The sequence below is a fragment of the Nocardioides sp. Root140 genome, assembly GCF_001426745.1.
Classification (GTDB): domain Bacteria; phylum Actinomycetota; class Actinomycetes; order Propionibacteriales; family Nocardioidaceae; genus Nocardioides.
Genome location: NZ_LMFI01000017.1, coordinates 63,215 through 77,485 on the forward strand (window position 1 = coordinate 63,215; position 14,271 = coordinate 77,485).

14 protein-coding genes and 1 pseudogene are annotated in these 14,271 nt (G+C 67.8%); 6 read left to right on the top strand and 9 right to left on the bottom strand.

Translation table 11 applies throughout. The features are described 5' to 3' along the window. Window positions 1-345: 345 nt before the first annotated feature. The gene (locus ASD30_RS25540; protein ID WP_056689174.1) at window positions 346-1,272 is read left to right on the top strand and encodes a hypothetical protein; all 927 of its coding nucleotides are present in this window, start codon (window positions 346-348) and stop codon (window positions 1,270-1,272) included. Window positions 1,273-1,492: 220 nt separating this feature from the next. On the opposite strand, the gene ASD30_RS26835 is transcribed toward ASD30_RS25540, so the two are convergent. Both ASD30_RS26835 and ASD30_RS25550 read right to left on the bottom strand, forming a co-directional pair. Continuing rightward, a complete protein-coding gene (locus ASD30_RS26835; protein ID WP_156393784.1) occupies window positions 1,493-1,630 on the bottom strand; it encodes a hypothetical protein in 138 nt (45 codons plus the stop codon). Between the two features lie 8 nt (window positions 1,631-1,638). Next, the gene (locus ASD30_RS25550; protein ID WP_056689179.1) at window positions 1,639-2,928 is read right to left on the bottom strand and encodes a DUF1173 domain-containing protein; all 1,290 of its coding nucleotides are present in this window, start codon (window positions 2,926-2,928) and stop codon (window positions 1,639-1,641) included. Between the two features lie 344 nt (window positions 2,929-3,272). Between ASD30_RS25550 and ASD30_RS27345 the strand changes: the two genes are divergently transcribed. Next, window positions 3,273-3,548: a hypothetical protein gene (locus ASD30_RS27345; protein WP_056689182.1), complete on the top strand. Its 276-nt coding sequence runs from the start codon at window positions 3,273-3,275 to the stop codon at window positions 3,546-3,548. A gap of 173 nt (window positions 3,549-3,721) precedes the next feature. Then, the gene (locus ASD30_RS27350) at window positions 3,722-5,017 is read left to right on the top strand and encodes a class I SAM-dependent methyltransferase (RefSeq protein WP_200951263.1); all 1,296 of its coding nucleotides are present in this window, start codon (window positions 3,722-3,724) and stop codon (window positions 5,015-5,017) included. Here ASD30_RS27350 and ASD30_RS25565 read toward each other — a convergent pair. After that, the gene (locus ASD30_RS25565) at window positions 4,934-5,941 is read right to left on the bottom strand and encodes a zinc-binding alcohol dehydrogenase family protein (protein WP_024476678.1); all 1,008 of its coding nucleotides are present in this window, start codon (window positions 5,939-5,941) and stop codon (window positions 4,934-4,936) included. The two genes, ASD30_RS27350 and ASD30_RS25565, sit on opposite strands and share 84 nt — an antisense overlap. Window positions 5,942-6,012: 71 nt before the next feature. On the opposite strand from ASD30_RS25565, the gene ASD30_RS25570 reads away from it, so the two are divergent. Continuing rightward, complete coding sequence (locus tag ASD30_RS25570) at window positions 6,013-6,363, top strand: winged helix-turn-helix transcriptional regulator (protein WP_024476679.1); 351 nt, start codon at window positions 6,013-6,015, stop codon at window positions 6,361-6,363. 1,037 nt (window positions 6,364-7,400) lie between these two features. On the opposite strand, the gene ASD30_RS25575 is transcribed toward ASD30_RS25570, so the two are convergent. After that, on the bottom strand, window positions 7,401-8,315 hold the full coding sequence (locus ASD30_RS25575) for an alpha/beta fold hydrolase (protein ID WP_056689188.1): 915 nt from the start codon (window positions 8,313-8,315) through the stop codon (window positions 7,401-7,403). Window positions 8,316-8,474: 159 nt separating this feature from the next. After that, window positions 8,475-8,924: an IclR family transcriptional regulator gene (locus ASD30_RS25580; RefSeq protein ID WP_082399847.1), complete on the bottom strand. Its 450-nt coding sequence runs from the start codon at window positions 8,922-8,924 to the stop codon at window positions 8,475-8,477. Between ASD30_RS25580 and ASD30_RS25585 the strand changes: the two genes are divergently transcribed. Then, window positions 8,806-9,255, top strand: a complete 450-nt coding sequence (locus tag ASD30_RS25585; RefSeq protein ID WP_056689190.1) for an aldo/keto reductase — start codon at window positions 8,806-8,808, stop codon at window positions 9,253-9,255. The genes ASD30_RS25580 and ASD30_RS25585 overlap by 119 nt on opposite strands. A gap of 46 nt (window positions 9,256-9,301) precedes the next feature. Further along, window positions 9,302-9,433 (top strand): annotated as a pseudogene (locus ASD30_RS27885) (hypothetical protein); the annotation flags it as partial. Window positions 9,434-9,641: 208 nt separating this feature from the next. Here ASD30_RS27885 and ASD30_RS28040 read toward each other — a convergent pair. The 4 genes from ASD30_RS28040 to mobF all read right to left on the bottom strand — a co-directional run bounded on the left by ASD30_RS28040 (window position 9,642) and on the right by mobF (window position 14,209). Continuing rightward, window positions 9,642-10,220 carry a relaxase domain-containing protein gene (locus ASD30_RS28040; RefSeq protein ID WP_174524654.1) on the bottom strand — a complete coding sequence of 193 codons (579 nt, stop codon included), beginning with the start codon at window positions 10,218-10,220 and terminating at the stop codon, window positions 9,642-9,644. After that, on the bottom strand, window positions 10,112-10,429 hold the full coding sequence (locus tag ASD30_RS25595; RefSeq protein WP_024476684.1) for a type II toxin-antitoxin system RelE/ParE family toxin: 318 nt from the start codon (window positions 10,427-10,429) through the stop codon (window positions 10,112-10,114). Before ASD30_RS25595 ends, ASD30_RS28040 begins: the two co-directional genes overlap by 109 nt. Then, window positions 10,426-10,662 carry an addiction module protein gene (locus ASD30_RS25600; protein WP_024476685.1) on the bottom strand — a complete coding sequence of 79 codons (237 nt, stop codon included), beginning with the start codon at window positions 10,660-10,662 and terminating at the stop codon, window positions 10,426-10,428. Before ASD30_RS25600 ends, ASD30_RS25595 begins: the two co-directional genes overlap by 4 nt. Window positions 10,663-10,765: 103 nt before the next feature. Then, window positions 10,766-14,209 carry a MobF family relaxase gene (mobF, locus tag ASD30_RS25605; RefSeq protein WP_200951266.1) on the bottom strand — a complete coding sequence of 1,148 codons (3,444 nt, stop codon included), beginning with the start codon at window positions 14,207-14,209 and terminating at the stop codon, window positions 10,766-10,768. Window positions 14,210-14,271: the final 62 nt, after the last annotated feature.

Below are 14,271 nucleotides of genomic sequence, written 5' to 3' on the forward strand. Positions count from 1 at the left end.
TGCAGAACACTCGCTCTCGACTGGAGAAGCGCCTCGCGCAGCTCCTCGCCACCACTGCCCCACTCGCTGCGCGGCCCGCGCCGGGACAGCCCGGATCGACGTCGTCTACCTCTCCGGAGCCGACCAGGACCGCCTGGACAGGTGTCTGCGCGAGTAGGCCTCCGGCGCACGTGTCAAGGATCCGACCTGGAACCTGTGGACAGCGACCGGTATCCACAGGCCGACGGCGCTGCGGTTGCGCTGTCGGTGGTTCGCGGCACACTCAGTTGGAAATGTCGGCGCGTTCGGGTCGTGCCGGCTGGTGGGGATTCATGAAGAGTCCCGCCACGAAGGGACGTGAGGAACATGCGGACGTCGACCAAGTTGATCCGCCTGTGCGCCGTCGTGCCGGCTGGTCTCGCCGGCAGCTTCGTTGCGGTCATCGGCCTGGGCTTCCTGCCCGGCGAGGGCCTGGTGTTCGCGTTCCTGGGCACGCTGGTGGTTTCGCTCGTCTTGGCGTGCGGCTGGGTGGAGGCTCCTGCTGCCCGGATCTTCGGGTTTGCGCGCGGCCTTCGTCCCGGGCAGCGCGCCGTCCTCGACCCGCCGCTGGCCCTCCTCGAGCAGCTCGATCTCGCGCCCGGGCGGGTGCTGGTGCGGCTCGACGACGACGCGAGGTTGCCCGCAACGCCGATCGGGCGCCGTACGGTGATCGTGGAGCCGTGGCTGGTGCAGGGCCTGTACGAGCGTCGGCTAACGACCGAGGATGCCGCGACGGCGATCGGGCACGCGGTCGCGAGCCAGCGGGTCGGCCCGTCCCGGTTCGACCTGGCGGCGCGGCTGTGGGCGCTGCCCTGGACGCTGGTGTTCGTGGTTGTGCGGCAGATCGTGCGCATGTTCTCGTGGGTGCCTGCCGGCGGGTTCGCGTGGCATCTGCGGATCGTGGTCGGTGTCATCGCCGTCTTCCAGGGCTTCCAGGCGGGCGGCGATCCTGCGATCGGGGTCGCGGCCGGCGTGCTGGTGGCGATCAGCTACATCGCACCGGCTGCCGATCGGGCCTGGCGCTCGGTGGCACAGCGCGACGCCGACCTCATCGTCGCCCAGCGCGGGCTGGCTGGCTCGTTGATCCAGCTCGCGCAGTGGCAGCACGGCTCCGCCTCGCTGGAGCGAGTGCAGCGGATCTGTGCGGCCGCGGCCGAGCGCGTCCCGTCCACGCCGCCAGCGCCCGCCGAGGGACCGGCGGTCGAGGCGGCGTCCGGCGCTCAGGTGCTGACCCTCCCCACCGCACGACCTTGAACCAGGGAGGAGGCGACGACCATGGATGACTTGCACCTGGAGGCCGACCGGATCTTCGGGCCCTGCAACGACCCGGCGTGCCCAGGTTCCAGGCCTACGACGGACCGCACGGCACGCCTCGACCTCGACTGGCCCGGGCGGGGGCATCTTCGCCTGGTCCGGGACAGCGAGGATCGCGCCGTGGGAAGCGACGGCGACGAATAGCAGGCCACCACAGCCCCTACTGCTGGTCGCGGATGTCGTCGACGGTCGTCCTGGTCCCCAGCGAGACGGTGACGACGCGGGCCAGCAGGTCGAGGGATGTAGCGCGGGCCGCCGACTTCGCGGGGACCAGGCGTTCGGGTCGACGGTAGGCCATGACGTCGCTCAGCGGTCGCGATGGTGCGTGGTGTGCCGCGGGTCAGCGACGGGCGGGAGCGGCGGCATGTCTTCGCCGAGGACCCACGTCCAGACGTCGGTGCCGGTGTCGGTGGCGATCCGGGCGGCGGTGTCGCGGTCCTCGTCGCTGGTGAGCAGAAACGCCGCGGTAGGGGTCTCGGTGTCGGTGAACACCAGGGAGGCCATGGGCTTGTCGGGAGCGAGGTTGTAGCGCAGCGACTTGGTGAACCTGCGGCGTGCGGCGAGCGCGGCGTCGAGGAGCAGCTTGTCGAGGAGCGACTCGTACGGCAGCCAGTGCTCATCGGTCATGACCAGGGAGATCTCCTCGGCGGTGGCCAGGCCGGCGCGTCCCACGGAGAAGGTCGCGATCACCATCAGGTGGCCGTCCTCGTCGGCCTGCGACAGTTCGAGCTCGTCACCGAACCGCTTGTTGAGGCGGGCCAGGAGCTTGTCGTCGATCATGAGCGGCGCGTCGGGCAGGTGCCTGACGAGGAGCTTGTGCCCGAACCTCGCCGGCACGATCTCCTTGTATTCGCCGATCAGCATCATGAACTGCTGGCCGGAGCCGTGCTGCTGCATCGGCGCCCACGCGGAGAGCCGCCGCGCGGCGATCTCGGTCTTCTTCTCGAGCTTGAACGGCTCGGGGATGTACAGCCTCGTGGCTAGCGGCTTGCCCTTGGCGAATTTCCCGCGGGCGGCCTGGCGCAGGTGCCAGGAGACGATGCGCCAGTTGCGTTTGCCGTCCATACCGGGCGTCCAGGTCGCCAGGTCGGCTTCTTGCCACAGGTAGTGCAGGACGGCGCGGAGGGTGAGGCGGTTGGGGTCGGCTGCGACGGAGTCGGCTACTCCCCCGCCCCCGGCACCGGCCGGGGCTGCTCGCTCAGCCTTGGACATGCGGAACCCCAGCTTGATGGCGGTCAGGCCGCTGTCGGCTTCTTCGGTGATCGCCGAGCCGAGGACCTGGCCGAGCCCAGAGAGCTCTTCGGGCGGCAGGTAGGAGGCGCACCGGTGCGCGTGCTCGAGGCCGGAGTCGGGCATGCGTTTGATGACGTACTTGTCGGGCCCGATCTTGGCGACGTACATGGCCACGCCGTCGGGGCGGCACAGGCACAGGGGCCGGACCCGGTCGGTGTGCGCGGCCGCGAGGAGTTGCTGGACGTCGCGGTTGTTGATGTGGGTGATCCGGCGGCCGTAGAGCTCGAAGGTCTGCCGGTCACCGTCGTGGTCGCTGCCGTGGTCTGCCCGGCCGCTTGGCGGGGCGCTGTGTGTCGTGGTCATGCCCGGAGAAGCAACAGACCCACGCGCCAATCGGACGCCTCGCGCCGGCCGGCCTGAACTTTTTCCACATTTTCTCGCCGAGGTGTCCGATCTGCGGCCCGGGTGGGTGCCTTTCGTAGTGAGGGCGGTGGTGAGCCGTGGCGTGGGTGTCGCGGCCGGCGTCCTCACCAACGGGTTGGAGGTGCCGGGCGTGGCGCGACGGCGTGCGAGTGTTGCTGACTCTGATCAGCTGGCGCTGTGGGATCTTGGTGAGGAACCTGGTGACCCGGCCGGTGAGGTCACCAGCGAGGGCGAGGACCACACGGGCAGCTCCCCGCAGGTCGTGACGGAGGAAGGGGCTCGGGATGAACCCGTACGGGACGCGGATGCGGGAGCACTACGCGAAGCATCGGGCCACGGAGTTGGCGGCGATCGCCGATCCGGAGAGTTTCTTCGAGGAACTGGGGCTGCAGATCGAGGCGGAGATCGACACGTTGGCGGACCAGATCGCCGGCCCGTCGGACCCGTCGGAGGGCTACCTGGAGCGGGTCGGCCGGCTGACCGAGGCGAGGACGACGGCGGAGTCGGAGGTCCTGCGGCAGCACATGAGGCCGGGCCTGACGACTCCCCCGAACACGTAACAACCGCGGCAGACCTCGTCGTCGGCGTACAGCCGCCGACTGCGAGCGCTCCGACGGGAGCGCCGGCGGTGGAACCTGCCGGGCTGATTCCTTCCGGGGAGTCGCTCCGGTTCGGGCCGGGCTCGCAGCGGGACCTGGCACCGTCGACGCCACGGGAGCGGCTGACCGCGAACGTGGCTGTACTGGAACTGCTCGCCCAGCTCGACGAGGAGAACAGGCTCCCCTCGGCGCAGGAACAGGGTGTGTTGGCGCGCTGGTCGGGCTGGGGATCACTGCCGGAGGTCTTCGACGACACCGCGAACCACAGCGAGGCCGCGGCGCGGGCTCGCGAGCTGTTGCAGGGCCGCGCCCGTGCCGCTGCGGCACGGACCACGCTGAACGCGCACTACACCGACGCCGCGCTGGTCAAGGCCGTGTGGTCGGCGCTCGGCGGAGCTGGGTTCGACGAGGCCTCCGGCGGCCGTGTCCTGGAGCCCGGCTGTGGGTCGGGGACCTTCATCGGGTTCGCGCCCGACCATGTCCGAGACGTGGTCGGCGTCGAGCTGGACCCGACCACCGCCCGGGTCGCGTCGCTGCTCTATCCGGCCGCGGACATCCGCGGCGAGTCGTTCGCCGAGACCCGGCTGCCCGAGGGAACGCGGGACCTGGTGATCGGCAACGTTCCGTTCGCCGACGTCGTCCCGCACGACTCCACTCACAACCGGCTCGGGCTGAGCCTGCACAACTACTTCATCTACAAGAGCCTGCACCTGGTCCGCCCCGGTGGTGTAGTGGCGGTGCTGACCTCGCGATGGACGATGGACGCAGCGAACCCGGCCGCCCGGGACGCGTTCTCCGACATGGCGGACCTGGTCACCGCGTATCGGCTGCCGAACCAGACCCACCACCAGGCGGCCGGCACTGACGTGATCACCGACCTGCTGGTCTTCCGGCGACGCCTCGAGGGCGAGGAGCCATTGGATCTCACCCCTGGGTGGCGGAATCTGGAGAGGTTGCCGTCGTTCCGGGCCGGGACCGGGCTCGAGGACGCCGAGGTCAATCTCAACTCGCTGTTCGTGCAGCAGCCGGCCCGTGTGCTGGGACGCCTCACGTCCCGCTCGGGCCGGTTCGGGCCCGAAGTCGCCGTCAGCCCACCGTTGACCAGCGAAGGTCAGAGCCTCGCCGAGCGGGTCGCGGCGGATCTGGAGCGCCAGCTGGGCTTCGACCTGTCCAACTACGCCGACGTACGGCCCCTGTTCACCCCTCCCCCGGCCCCGACTCGGCCCACCAGCGCCCCGGCGACCACGTCGTCGACGCCGAACGCTGCTGCCGGTCCGTCGATGCCGGGTAGCCGAGGTTCTGCAAACGCACTCGCCTGTGAACATGCGCGTGCGCGCGGTTTCAGTCTACTCCCATCTGTGGACGGTGACCTTGCCGACTGTGCGGCCGTTCTCGACCAACTCGTGCGCCTCGCGGAGTGTGGTCGGTGAGATCGGCGCGAGTGTCGTTGTGGCCGTGGTGCGGATGCGGCCCTGATCTACAAGGTCAGCGACAGTGTTCAGGAGCTGGTGCTGTTCAATCATGTCCGGGGTCTGCCTGAGCGGGCGGGTGAACATCAGTTCCCAGTGCCAAGCGATGCTCTTGCCCTTGAGCGGGAACACGTCGCGCGGACCGTCGTCAATGGCGACAATATGCCCGAACGCTCGAACGATCCGCGCATAGGTTTCGATCTGCCCCGCGGAATGCGCGGTGAACAGCCAGTCCACGCCATCCTGCGCGACGGCGAGCACCTGCTCAGCCAGGTCGTCGCGGTGGTTCACCACATGCTCCGCGCCCAGGTTGCGCACCCAGGCGGAGCGTTCATCGTCGGAGGCGGTGGCGATCACGGTGACGTTCGGCAGGAGCGCGTCGGCCAGTGCCAGCATGATCGATCCGACTCCGCCGGTCGCGCCGATCACCAGCAGGGTGCCGGTCGAGTCCTCGGTAAGGGCGAGCCGCTCGAACAGGGTCTCCCAGGCGGTGATCGCCGTCAGCGGCAGCGCAGCAGCGTCGGCAAACGACAGCACCTGCGGCTTGCGCCCCGTAATCCGCTCATCCACAACATGCAGGCGCTGGTTCGTACCTGGCCGGTCGATGCTGCCCGCGTAGTACACCTCGTCACCCGGAGCGAACAGCGTCACCGCTGAGCCGACCTCGCGCACCGTACCGGCGGCGTCGAAGCCGAGCACCTTGAACCCGTTCGCAGGAGCGCCTTCCCGCAGTTTCACATCGACCGGGTTCACCGAGACCGCCTCGACCTCGACCAACAAGTCATGCGGTCCAAGTTCGGGCACCTCGACCTCGCGGGCGGTCAGCGCCTCGGGGTCGGTGGCGGGGAGGTTCTTCTCGTATCCGATCGCAGTCGTAGCCGTCATGCCAATTATGGTTCCCCAGACCTACTGGTTACCGTCAAGGCAACCTAGTACCCATCGGATACCATGAACGTATGAGTCAGACCGTGGATGAGTGCGACCGGAACGACGTGTACGCGGCCATGTGTCCGTGCCGCGACATGCTCGACCTGCTCGCCAACAAGTGGAGCGCCCTGGCCATCGGTGCGCTCGAAGACGGGCCGCAACGCAACGGGCAACTCAAACGACGCTTGGAAGGCGTCAGCCCCAAGGTGCTGTCCCAGACCCTCAAGCGTCTCGAAGACCACGGCCTGCTCACTCGCACCGTCTACCCCGAGGTTCCCGCTCGCGTGGAGTACGAACTTACTGACCTCGGACACAGCGCAGCCGCCCCGTTGAAGCATCTGCGCGACTGGGTTGAACACAACGTCGGAACCGACCAGTAGCGACCCCCTCGGCGCTACATCGAGCCAGGAGTCCCGGCCTCCGCGTAATACCGCGTCAACACAGACGAGGCGTCGCGGTCGCCGTCACCGGACACGACAGAGTTCAGCAGGTACCGGTACCCGTCACCGGTCGTCATCACCCTAATTGATAACGTCACACCTAGAAGGTGCGAAGTAACCGACGCGCGAGCACAGGAGCGCTTCTGTCATTTCGAAGGCGAGACTTCGCGCGATTGGGATTCGCCGGGCCATCCTTCTTCTCTTTCGTCGAACGTCACCGCAACACCGTGTCGCTGGGGTTCGTGAAATCTTCTTCCGGAAGCGAAACCCAGGTACTGCGCCATGAGGAACTCGCCGCAGCGATGCACAGGCGTTCGACAGTTCGGTCGCACGAACCGATCGTTTGTTAACGGACGGCACTGTACGTCGATCGAAAGTCGCGCCGACACCCCCTGCGAATTCGCGTCGCGGGATAGTTTGCCAGGATCCGGCGATCAGCGTGGTGCGCATCAAGGAGGTGCGCAGCGGCCTCAGCACGAGGAGCCTGCCCGCGAGGCCGACCACCCCGCCCCTAGGAACGGTAGGAGTGCGACGTCGGGGCGAGCTGGGGGCCACCCCCCGAGACCGAAAGTAGCACCGCAGCGACGATAAGCGCCACGCCAACCAGGGTGGTCGTCAGCTCCCCGACCAACGAACCGATCCATCCGCGTTCCTGGAGGTCTCGGAACATCCTTATGCTCAGCCCGAACGTTCCGTTCGAGCTGCGAACCGATCGTCTCGATGCGTCGTGGCAGACGCCTCAGCTGTCCACCGATGACCTGGAGTTGCACGCGGCCGTCGGCGAACATCTCCCTTGAGTCCATCGCCAGACGTATGAAATGAGGAGTTCGAGCAAGGGCCCGATCGACCAAGTCGTAGTCGGCAACGAGCTGGCACAGCGTTCCCTCGAGTGACACGAAGGAAACGACTGGCGTTCTCCTCCGCTGTTGGGGACGTCGGGTCGGCTGAAATAATGGCCGGGACGATACGGTGGCGAGTCAGAGCGCCGTGATCCACCGCGCGATCTCGTCAGCGAGCTCGTCGCTATTGTCTTCGACCAGCAGCGAGTGGCCGTTCCCAGCGAGAAGAGGCAGTTCGGACGACCAGAAGGTGACGGCGGCGCCCTGATCGGTGAGCCAGGCCACGATGTCCTGATCCAGCTGCGAGGGGTGGTCGGTATCGGCTCCACCCGTGAAGACGAGAATCGGCTTGTTCGTGAACGCGTCGGTCGGCCCGATCCTCATTTGGCTCCCACCGATGTTCAGACGCTGATAAAGCATCCGGGCCGGGATCGGCCGAAGGGTGCGGCGGAACACCTCGATGCACTCGCGGGGGAACCGCCGGCTGGGTCCGATGGCCTTGTCGTTCACGAAGGCGCTTGTGGGTTCCCAGAAACCCATCTTCGGGATGGTCCAGTCGATGGCCGCTCCACGGATGGAGACCTCCTGGTCGGACTCCCTCACGATCTCGGGCACCGCCTGTATATTTCCAGGCGGGCCCGGAGCGACGGCTACGAGCCCGTCGATGAGATCGCCATGCGTCTCTAGGAGGCGGAAGCCAATCGGACCTGCCATCGAGTGCACGACCAGCACGACGTTCCGGCCGAGACCAGAGAGGAACACGCCCATCCCTCGGCACACGCTCTCATAGTCCAGCCGCGCAGACGCCGCACGATCATCGACGTGTTGGGCCGCCTCATAGGACAACCCCAGCCAGTCCACCACCAGCACACCGTAGCCATGCGATACCAATCGTGCCGCCCAGCCCTGTCGGCCGTCGGGCGTCTCGAGATAGCACTCCTTCGAGACACCACCCCCGTGCACGAGGACGATCCACCGAGCAGGCGCACCCGACGGCGCCAGTTCGGTGTACGAGATCGGCGCGACGTCGTCTGGGCGTGAAATCGAATCCATAGCTTCCTCTTCGCATATTTATCTGCTGAGCAGAACTTGTTCCTAACTAGAAGACACAATAGCTTGCGCGGCGCCAACAGTCCAGCATGGCTCGAGCTCTCTTCAGAACGCGCCGAACGACCCCTGCACCAGGTCGCAGGGGAAAGAGACGACGAGCCTTCAGGAGGTCAGGTCGGCCAGACGTACGGCTGCCTCATCGAGGAGTGCGACGAGGGTCTTCACCTTGCGGGGAGGCAAGCGGAACACCGGGGCAGATGCGTTGATCGCCAACCGCAGCCCGCTCGCCGAGGGAACGGCCACGGCCACCGAGGCCACGCCCTCCTCGCTCTCCTCCCGGTTCGTTGCATAGCCCTGCTTCGCGACAAGATCCAGTTGTGCGAGGAGCTCGGTCTTGGTACGGATCGACTGCGGAGTCACCTGTGAGAGTTGCTCGTCGGGGTAGAGACGGTCCAATTGTTCTCGCGGGAGCTGCGCCAGGAGAACCTTTCCCGTGGAGGTGCAATGGGCCGGCATCTCCTTGCCCAACCGTGAAGCGACTCGCACCGCCGTCGTCGGTTCCGAGACCGGGGTCGTGCCCGACGTGAACCAGATCCAGCTCAGCCCCGACATCGCCCGTACCGTTCCTCGACGCGCGCACGAGGTGCTCGGTATCGTGACCGAGAGCTGGAGCCCGCTCGGCCGCGGGCCCGAGCTGCGGGAGAACCCGACGATCGTGCAGATCGCGGCGGACGTCGGACGAACGGCGGCACAGGTGGTGCTCCGCTGGCACGTGCAGCAGGGCCTCGTGCCGGTGCCGAGATCGTCAGACCCCAAACGCCTGGTCGAGAACCTCTCGGTCTTCGACTTCCGCCTTAGCACCGACCAGATGGCCACGCTTGCGTCCCTCGACAACGGCGAAGCCGCCGCGCGGGACTCTGACCTGCCCGAGAACGGTCATTAGTCCACCAAGAACACCAAAATCGTCACCGATCTGGTAAATTCAGCGCGCTCTGGAGACGCAGCAGAACGCCTCGCGCGGCTCCTGGACATTCGACTACACGCAGGACCGGCTCTCCGCCATCATGCGCTGCACACACGACCGCTGCCTCGAGACCGCCGACGAATACGGCTCGCCAGGCTTGCCCGGTGGACTTCGGCGACTGCGCGAAGCAACTGACCGGCGGCGAAGGTGATGGCTCGAACGTAGGCGCGATCTGCCTTGCTCGCCTCACCTTCGGCTCGCTCGACAGCCGCGTCCAAACCATCGCGAAGTCGCGTGCACTGCAGATGGCGGCGAGGGAGAGAGTAAGTTCTGCAGTGTGCCCGATCGGGAACAGGGGGTGGGCTTTAGTACCCCTGCCCGAATTCGCGAAGTCTGGGCCACAGATCGCCGCCGACGACGCCGAAGACCCCTACGTCCGCCAGCATGCCGCCGAAGCCCTGCTTGAGATCAACGAAGACCGGAAAGTCAACGGCCGCTACCTCGCCGTCAAGACCCGACAGAACCTCGCCCGCCTCACCGACTTCGCCGAACACACCCGTCGGTTTCCCTGCCTCTTCCGCCTCGATCAACGCCACCTGTGCACCCCTATCAGCGGGAGCGAGGGTCTCGGGAAGCTTCTCAAGCCGACGGGCAACTCGCTCGGCAGTGCTTGCGAATCGGCGGTACGGACGACCCAACTGTTCGCTCGTGTTGGGGTCCTGGCCGTGCCCCATGAGACGGCGGAGCTGCTCCTCGCTGACCTCACCACCGGGTTCGACGGCGCCAGAAATGTACGCGAGACCCGATCCGAGCCATGAGCCCGGCGGCGTGCTGTTCAGTCGTTCAGCCGGTGGAGCCAGTAGCCGGGTTCGCGGCGCTCGTGGGCGTAGGCGAGGATCAGGATCGTGTCCGGCTCCACCGTGTAGACGATGCGGTACGGGTATCCGCGAACGGCCTTGCTGCGGATCACGGTGCCATCGTCAGCGGTCGTGAATGGTGGGGCGGCGTTCGGCCATTGGTCGAGGTCTTTCCGGGCTTGCCTTGCTCGGTCGATGAGCGCAAGGCCGATCCCTGGCTCCTGGTCTTCGTACCAGCGCACGGCGGCGTCGAACTCCGCGACGGCCTCGGGGTGCTCTCGCTGGGCCAAGGTCATGCGGTGAGCAAGGCGCGCAAACGCTCGTAGTGCTCGTCGGCATCCACCAGATCGACCGCACCCTCACGCACCTCGGCCAGTCGCCGGGTAGCCTCGGCACGCCAGGCTGCATCGACCTCGCTCTCGTCGTCTGCATCATGGAGGCTTTCGAGCAGGGCGTTAGCGACGACCGCGCGCTGATCGGCGTCGAGCGCGAGGCCGTCTCGGATCAGAGTTGCGGTGTCGGGTGTCATGTATTCAAGTGTACGTCGAACGGCCGACAATCGCGCTGGGCGTCTGTGGCTCGGGTTGCGGGGCTGCTGTGAACGTCACGCCGACGCGACGTGCTGCTGATGCTCATAGGCCGCGTGCTGGCCCGTCATGTCGCGGGTCGTTGCGCCGCGGGTCGCGTTCGGTCGGCTCGCGGAGTTGCCGTTCGCGTTCGGCGAGTGCTTGCTGCCTTGCTTCGTGCTCGGCGCGGGTGGTTTCGATCCGTGCGGCGGCGTCGCGGATCGGTAGCGCGCGGAGGTAGTCGGCCTCGGCTCGGAGCGCGGTGGCTTGCTGGTGCGCCTGTCCTGCTTGCTGTGCTGGGTTCGGCAGTCGCATCCCGACCCGGTGGCGCATCACCGCCTGCGGCCCGTACTCGCTGACCAGCAACGCCCGGCGTTCCTGCTCGTGCCGCTGCCGCAACTCGTCACGGTCGGCTCGCGCGGCCTCGACGTGCTGGGCGGCGTCGATCACGCGGGGATCGGCCTCGGCGCGACGCTCGGCCTGTCGTGCCGCCCACTCGGGCAGGGTGTCGGTGGTGCGGGGTGGTTCGCCCCATGTTTCGCGCACCCGTGCCCGAACCGTCCGGGTGTGCTCGCTCGTCTGGCGGTGCTCCGCGCGGGCCTTGCGCCTGCCGAGCCTGCCGACGGTGGCGAGTCGGCTGCTTGCGGCGGCCTCGCGCTCGACAGCATCGAGATAGGTGGTGCCGTCTGCCTCGGCCTGCACCGTCAACGGTTCCGCGATTTCGGCACGGATGCGCGCCGCCTCGTCCTCGGCGTGGCGGAGCACGTCGGCGTGCTCGTCGTCCTCGGTCTTGTGTGTTGCGCGCTGGGCGTCGAACCTGGCAGCGGTCTGCTCCCAGCGTTCCGCCGCACGTTCGGCTCGTTCGGCTTCGGCGGTGAGGCGGGCGAGTTCTTCGGTGATGAGCTGCACGGGGCCATCGCTGACGAGGCCTTGCACGGCGTCGATGGCTTGGGCGGTGGCGTGGTCGAGGCCACGGTCTGCCGGGTCGCGTTCCATCGCCTCAACGAACCGCGCCCGCGCATCCGCCATATCAGCGGCGACGACGTGGAGTTGGTTCTGTTGGCGGCCTCTCGTCATGCCGACGTAGACGCCTGCCGCGCTCGTCGCCTCCGACAAGGCCGTGTGGGAGGCATCGACGGTTGCGCCTTGGACGCCGTAGGCGGTCGCGGCATACGACAGGTGCGCCCACTCGCTCACGTACTCGGCGGGGAGGGCGACGGTGCGGCTGTGCTTGCCTCCGCCGCTGACTTCGCGGGCGTAGACGCTGCCCTCGTCGGTCACATGCTGCACGATCCATTGCTGCCGGTTTGCCACGCCGAGGTCGCTGCTGTTCTTCCGGGTCTGGATCAGGTCGCCAGCGCCGATGCTCAGCCCGTCGCTGCCGGTCGTCGTCATAGTGTCGTCGACCTCGCCGCGCTCGACCCGCCCGGCGCGGATGTGCTCGTTCAGCTCGGTGGCCTCGTCGTTGGTGGCGACGGTGATCGCTTCGCCGTCGTGGGCGTGGGCGGTGATGTGCTCGCGGGCCGCTTCCTCGTCGGCATGCAAGGTCACGAGGCCCATCGTGGCGAGTCGGTCGAACACGTCGCCGGGGTGCTCCCGGTCACGCATGACCAACGTCAACGCCGCATACTCGGCATCGGTGAACCTGTGGAGTTCGGTCATGTCGTAGGTACGGCCACGAATCTGGGCGGCCATGTCGAGCACCCCGCCGCGCCCGACCGCCGGGAGCTGCGCCCGGTCGCCCACGAACGCGACCGACGCGCCTGCCTCGGCGGTGACGGTCAGCAGAGCGAGGGCGGTGTCCTGGTCGAGCATCCCCGCTTCGTCCACGATCACCCGCTCACCCCGCGACAGCACGGCGTCGTTTGGTGGGCCGGTGTAGATGTTCCCGGTTGCAGGGTCGGTGTCGCCGGGTGCGAGGCGTGTCCATACGCCGTCCTCGTTCCACCGCCACCCATGCGCATACACGAGCGCCGCGACGGAGGTTGCGGGCACGCCGAGTTCTTCGTGGGCGACCTGCGCCGCACGCAACGTCGGCGCAACCACCCGCGAGGATCGCCCGTGCTCGGCTGCAACCTCGATGGCGACGCCGAGCATGGTGGTCTTGCCTGCGCCCGCCGCGCCCTCGACAATCACGAGCGGGTTGGTCGAGGCGACGGCAGCGGCGGCCACGGTCTGCCCGGTGTCGAGTCCGGCGGCTTGCGCAGCGTCGGTCACGTCGGGGTGCTTCGGCTCCCGTTCCGGCGTCGCGGCGGTGAGTTGGTCGCGGAGTGCGGTCTCGGCGGCGACGACGCCAAGGCTGGTGAGGTGGGCGACGTGCTCGGGTTGCACCATGCCCGGCGGCAGCACCGAGAAACAATCCGAGGCGGCGAGTCCGGTGGCGAGGTCGATGAACTCGCGCAACTCCGCCGGGGTCGCTTGCACGCCTGCCTCGGTGGTGATGCGGGTGACGTGCTCTCGCACGGTGTGCGGTGTCCAGGTCGATGCAGCCGCCGCGCAGCGATCCAGCGCACGACTGGCGACCTGTTGCACGCTGAGGTCATCCAGCGATGCCGGCGCAACGGTGTCGGGGTGCTGCAAGCTCTCGGGGTGGTAGCCGGCGTCTCGGAGTTCCTGCTGCCACCACTGCTCGTTCTTCAAGTCCGCCGGTTTCTTGCCGGGCCGCTGGAACGCCCACGCCGCGTCCTGCATCCGAGCGGTCAACACCGGGCCGGGCGTCTCGCCGGGATGCTTCGCTTGCCACTCGGCCTCCATGCGTTCCAGGTTGCGTCTGATCTGCGCCGACCGCTTCGACATGACGGCGTTGAACGGCTCCAACTCCACAACCTCACCGCTTACGGGGTCGAGGGTCAGGCCATGCTCGGAGAGCGTGGCGGCGAGCTGGGGGTGCGCGGCGATCACCGCCGTACCGAGAGCACGGATCGCGCCCTGCTGCTGGAACAACGCCGCCGTGGTCAGCGCCCGCCACTTCCCGCCCGCCCACACCCTCGTGCCAATCTGGAAATGGATATGCCGGTGCGGATCACCCGCACGACTCGTCTTGTGCGTGATCGCGACGGTCTGCATGTGCTCGACCGGCAGCACCTCCTGCGCGCCGCGCGGCCCCGCCAACGTGACCGAATGCTGACCAAGGAAGTGCTGAATCTCCCGCGCCGCATCCCGCTGCGTCGCGTCCAACGCCTCGGACACGTCCGGGTGGAGTGCGGCGGCGACCGACAGGCTCTTCGGCGCGTTGATCGTCATCTCCGCGAACAACGGCGACCCCCGACGCACCTTGCCCGGCTTGCGCGGGGTACCCATCGACTCCCCGGTGTCCGGGTTCACCCAATCGACCCAGGCTTCGTACTCATCCGCCGACAGCGACCGAGCAGCGGTGACCTCGCCGGTCGCGTCGATCACGGCGTACTCGGCCACGGCCTGGTCTGCGCCGAGGTAGTACTCGTCAGCGCGGGAGCGGTCGGCCTCGACATAGGCGCGCGCGGCAGCACCGCTGCCGTGGAACAGCTTCACTCCACCCTTCACTCTGGCCTCCCTCACGAGTCGTCTCGTGAGAGAGGTGCGCACTACGGCCC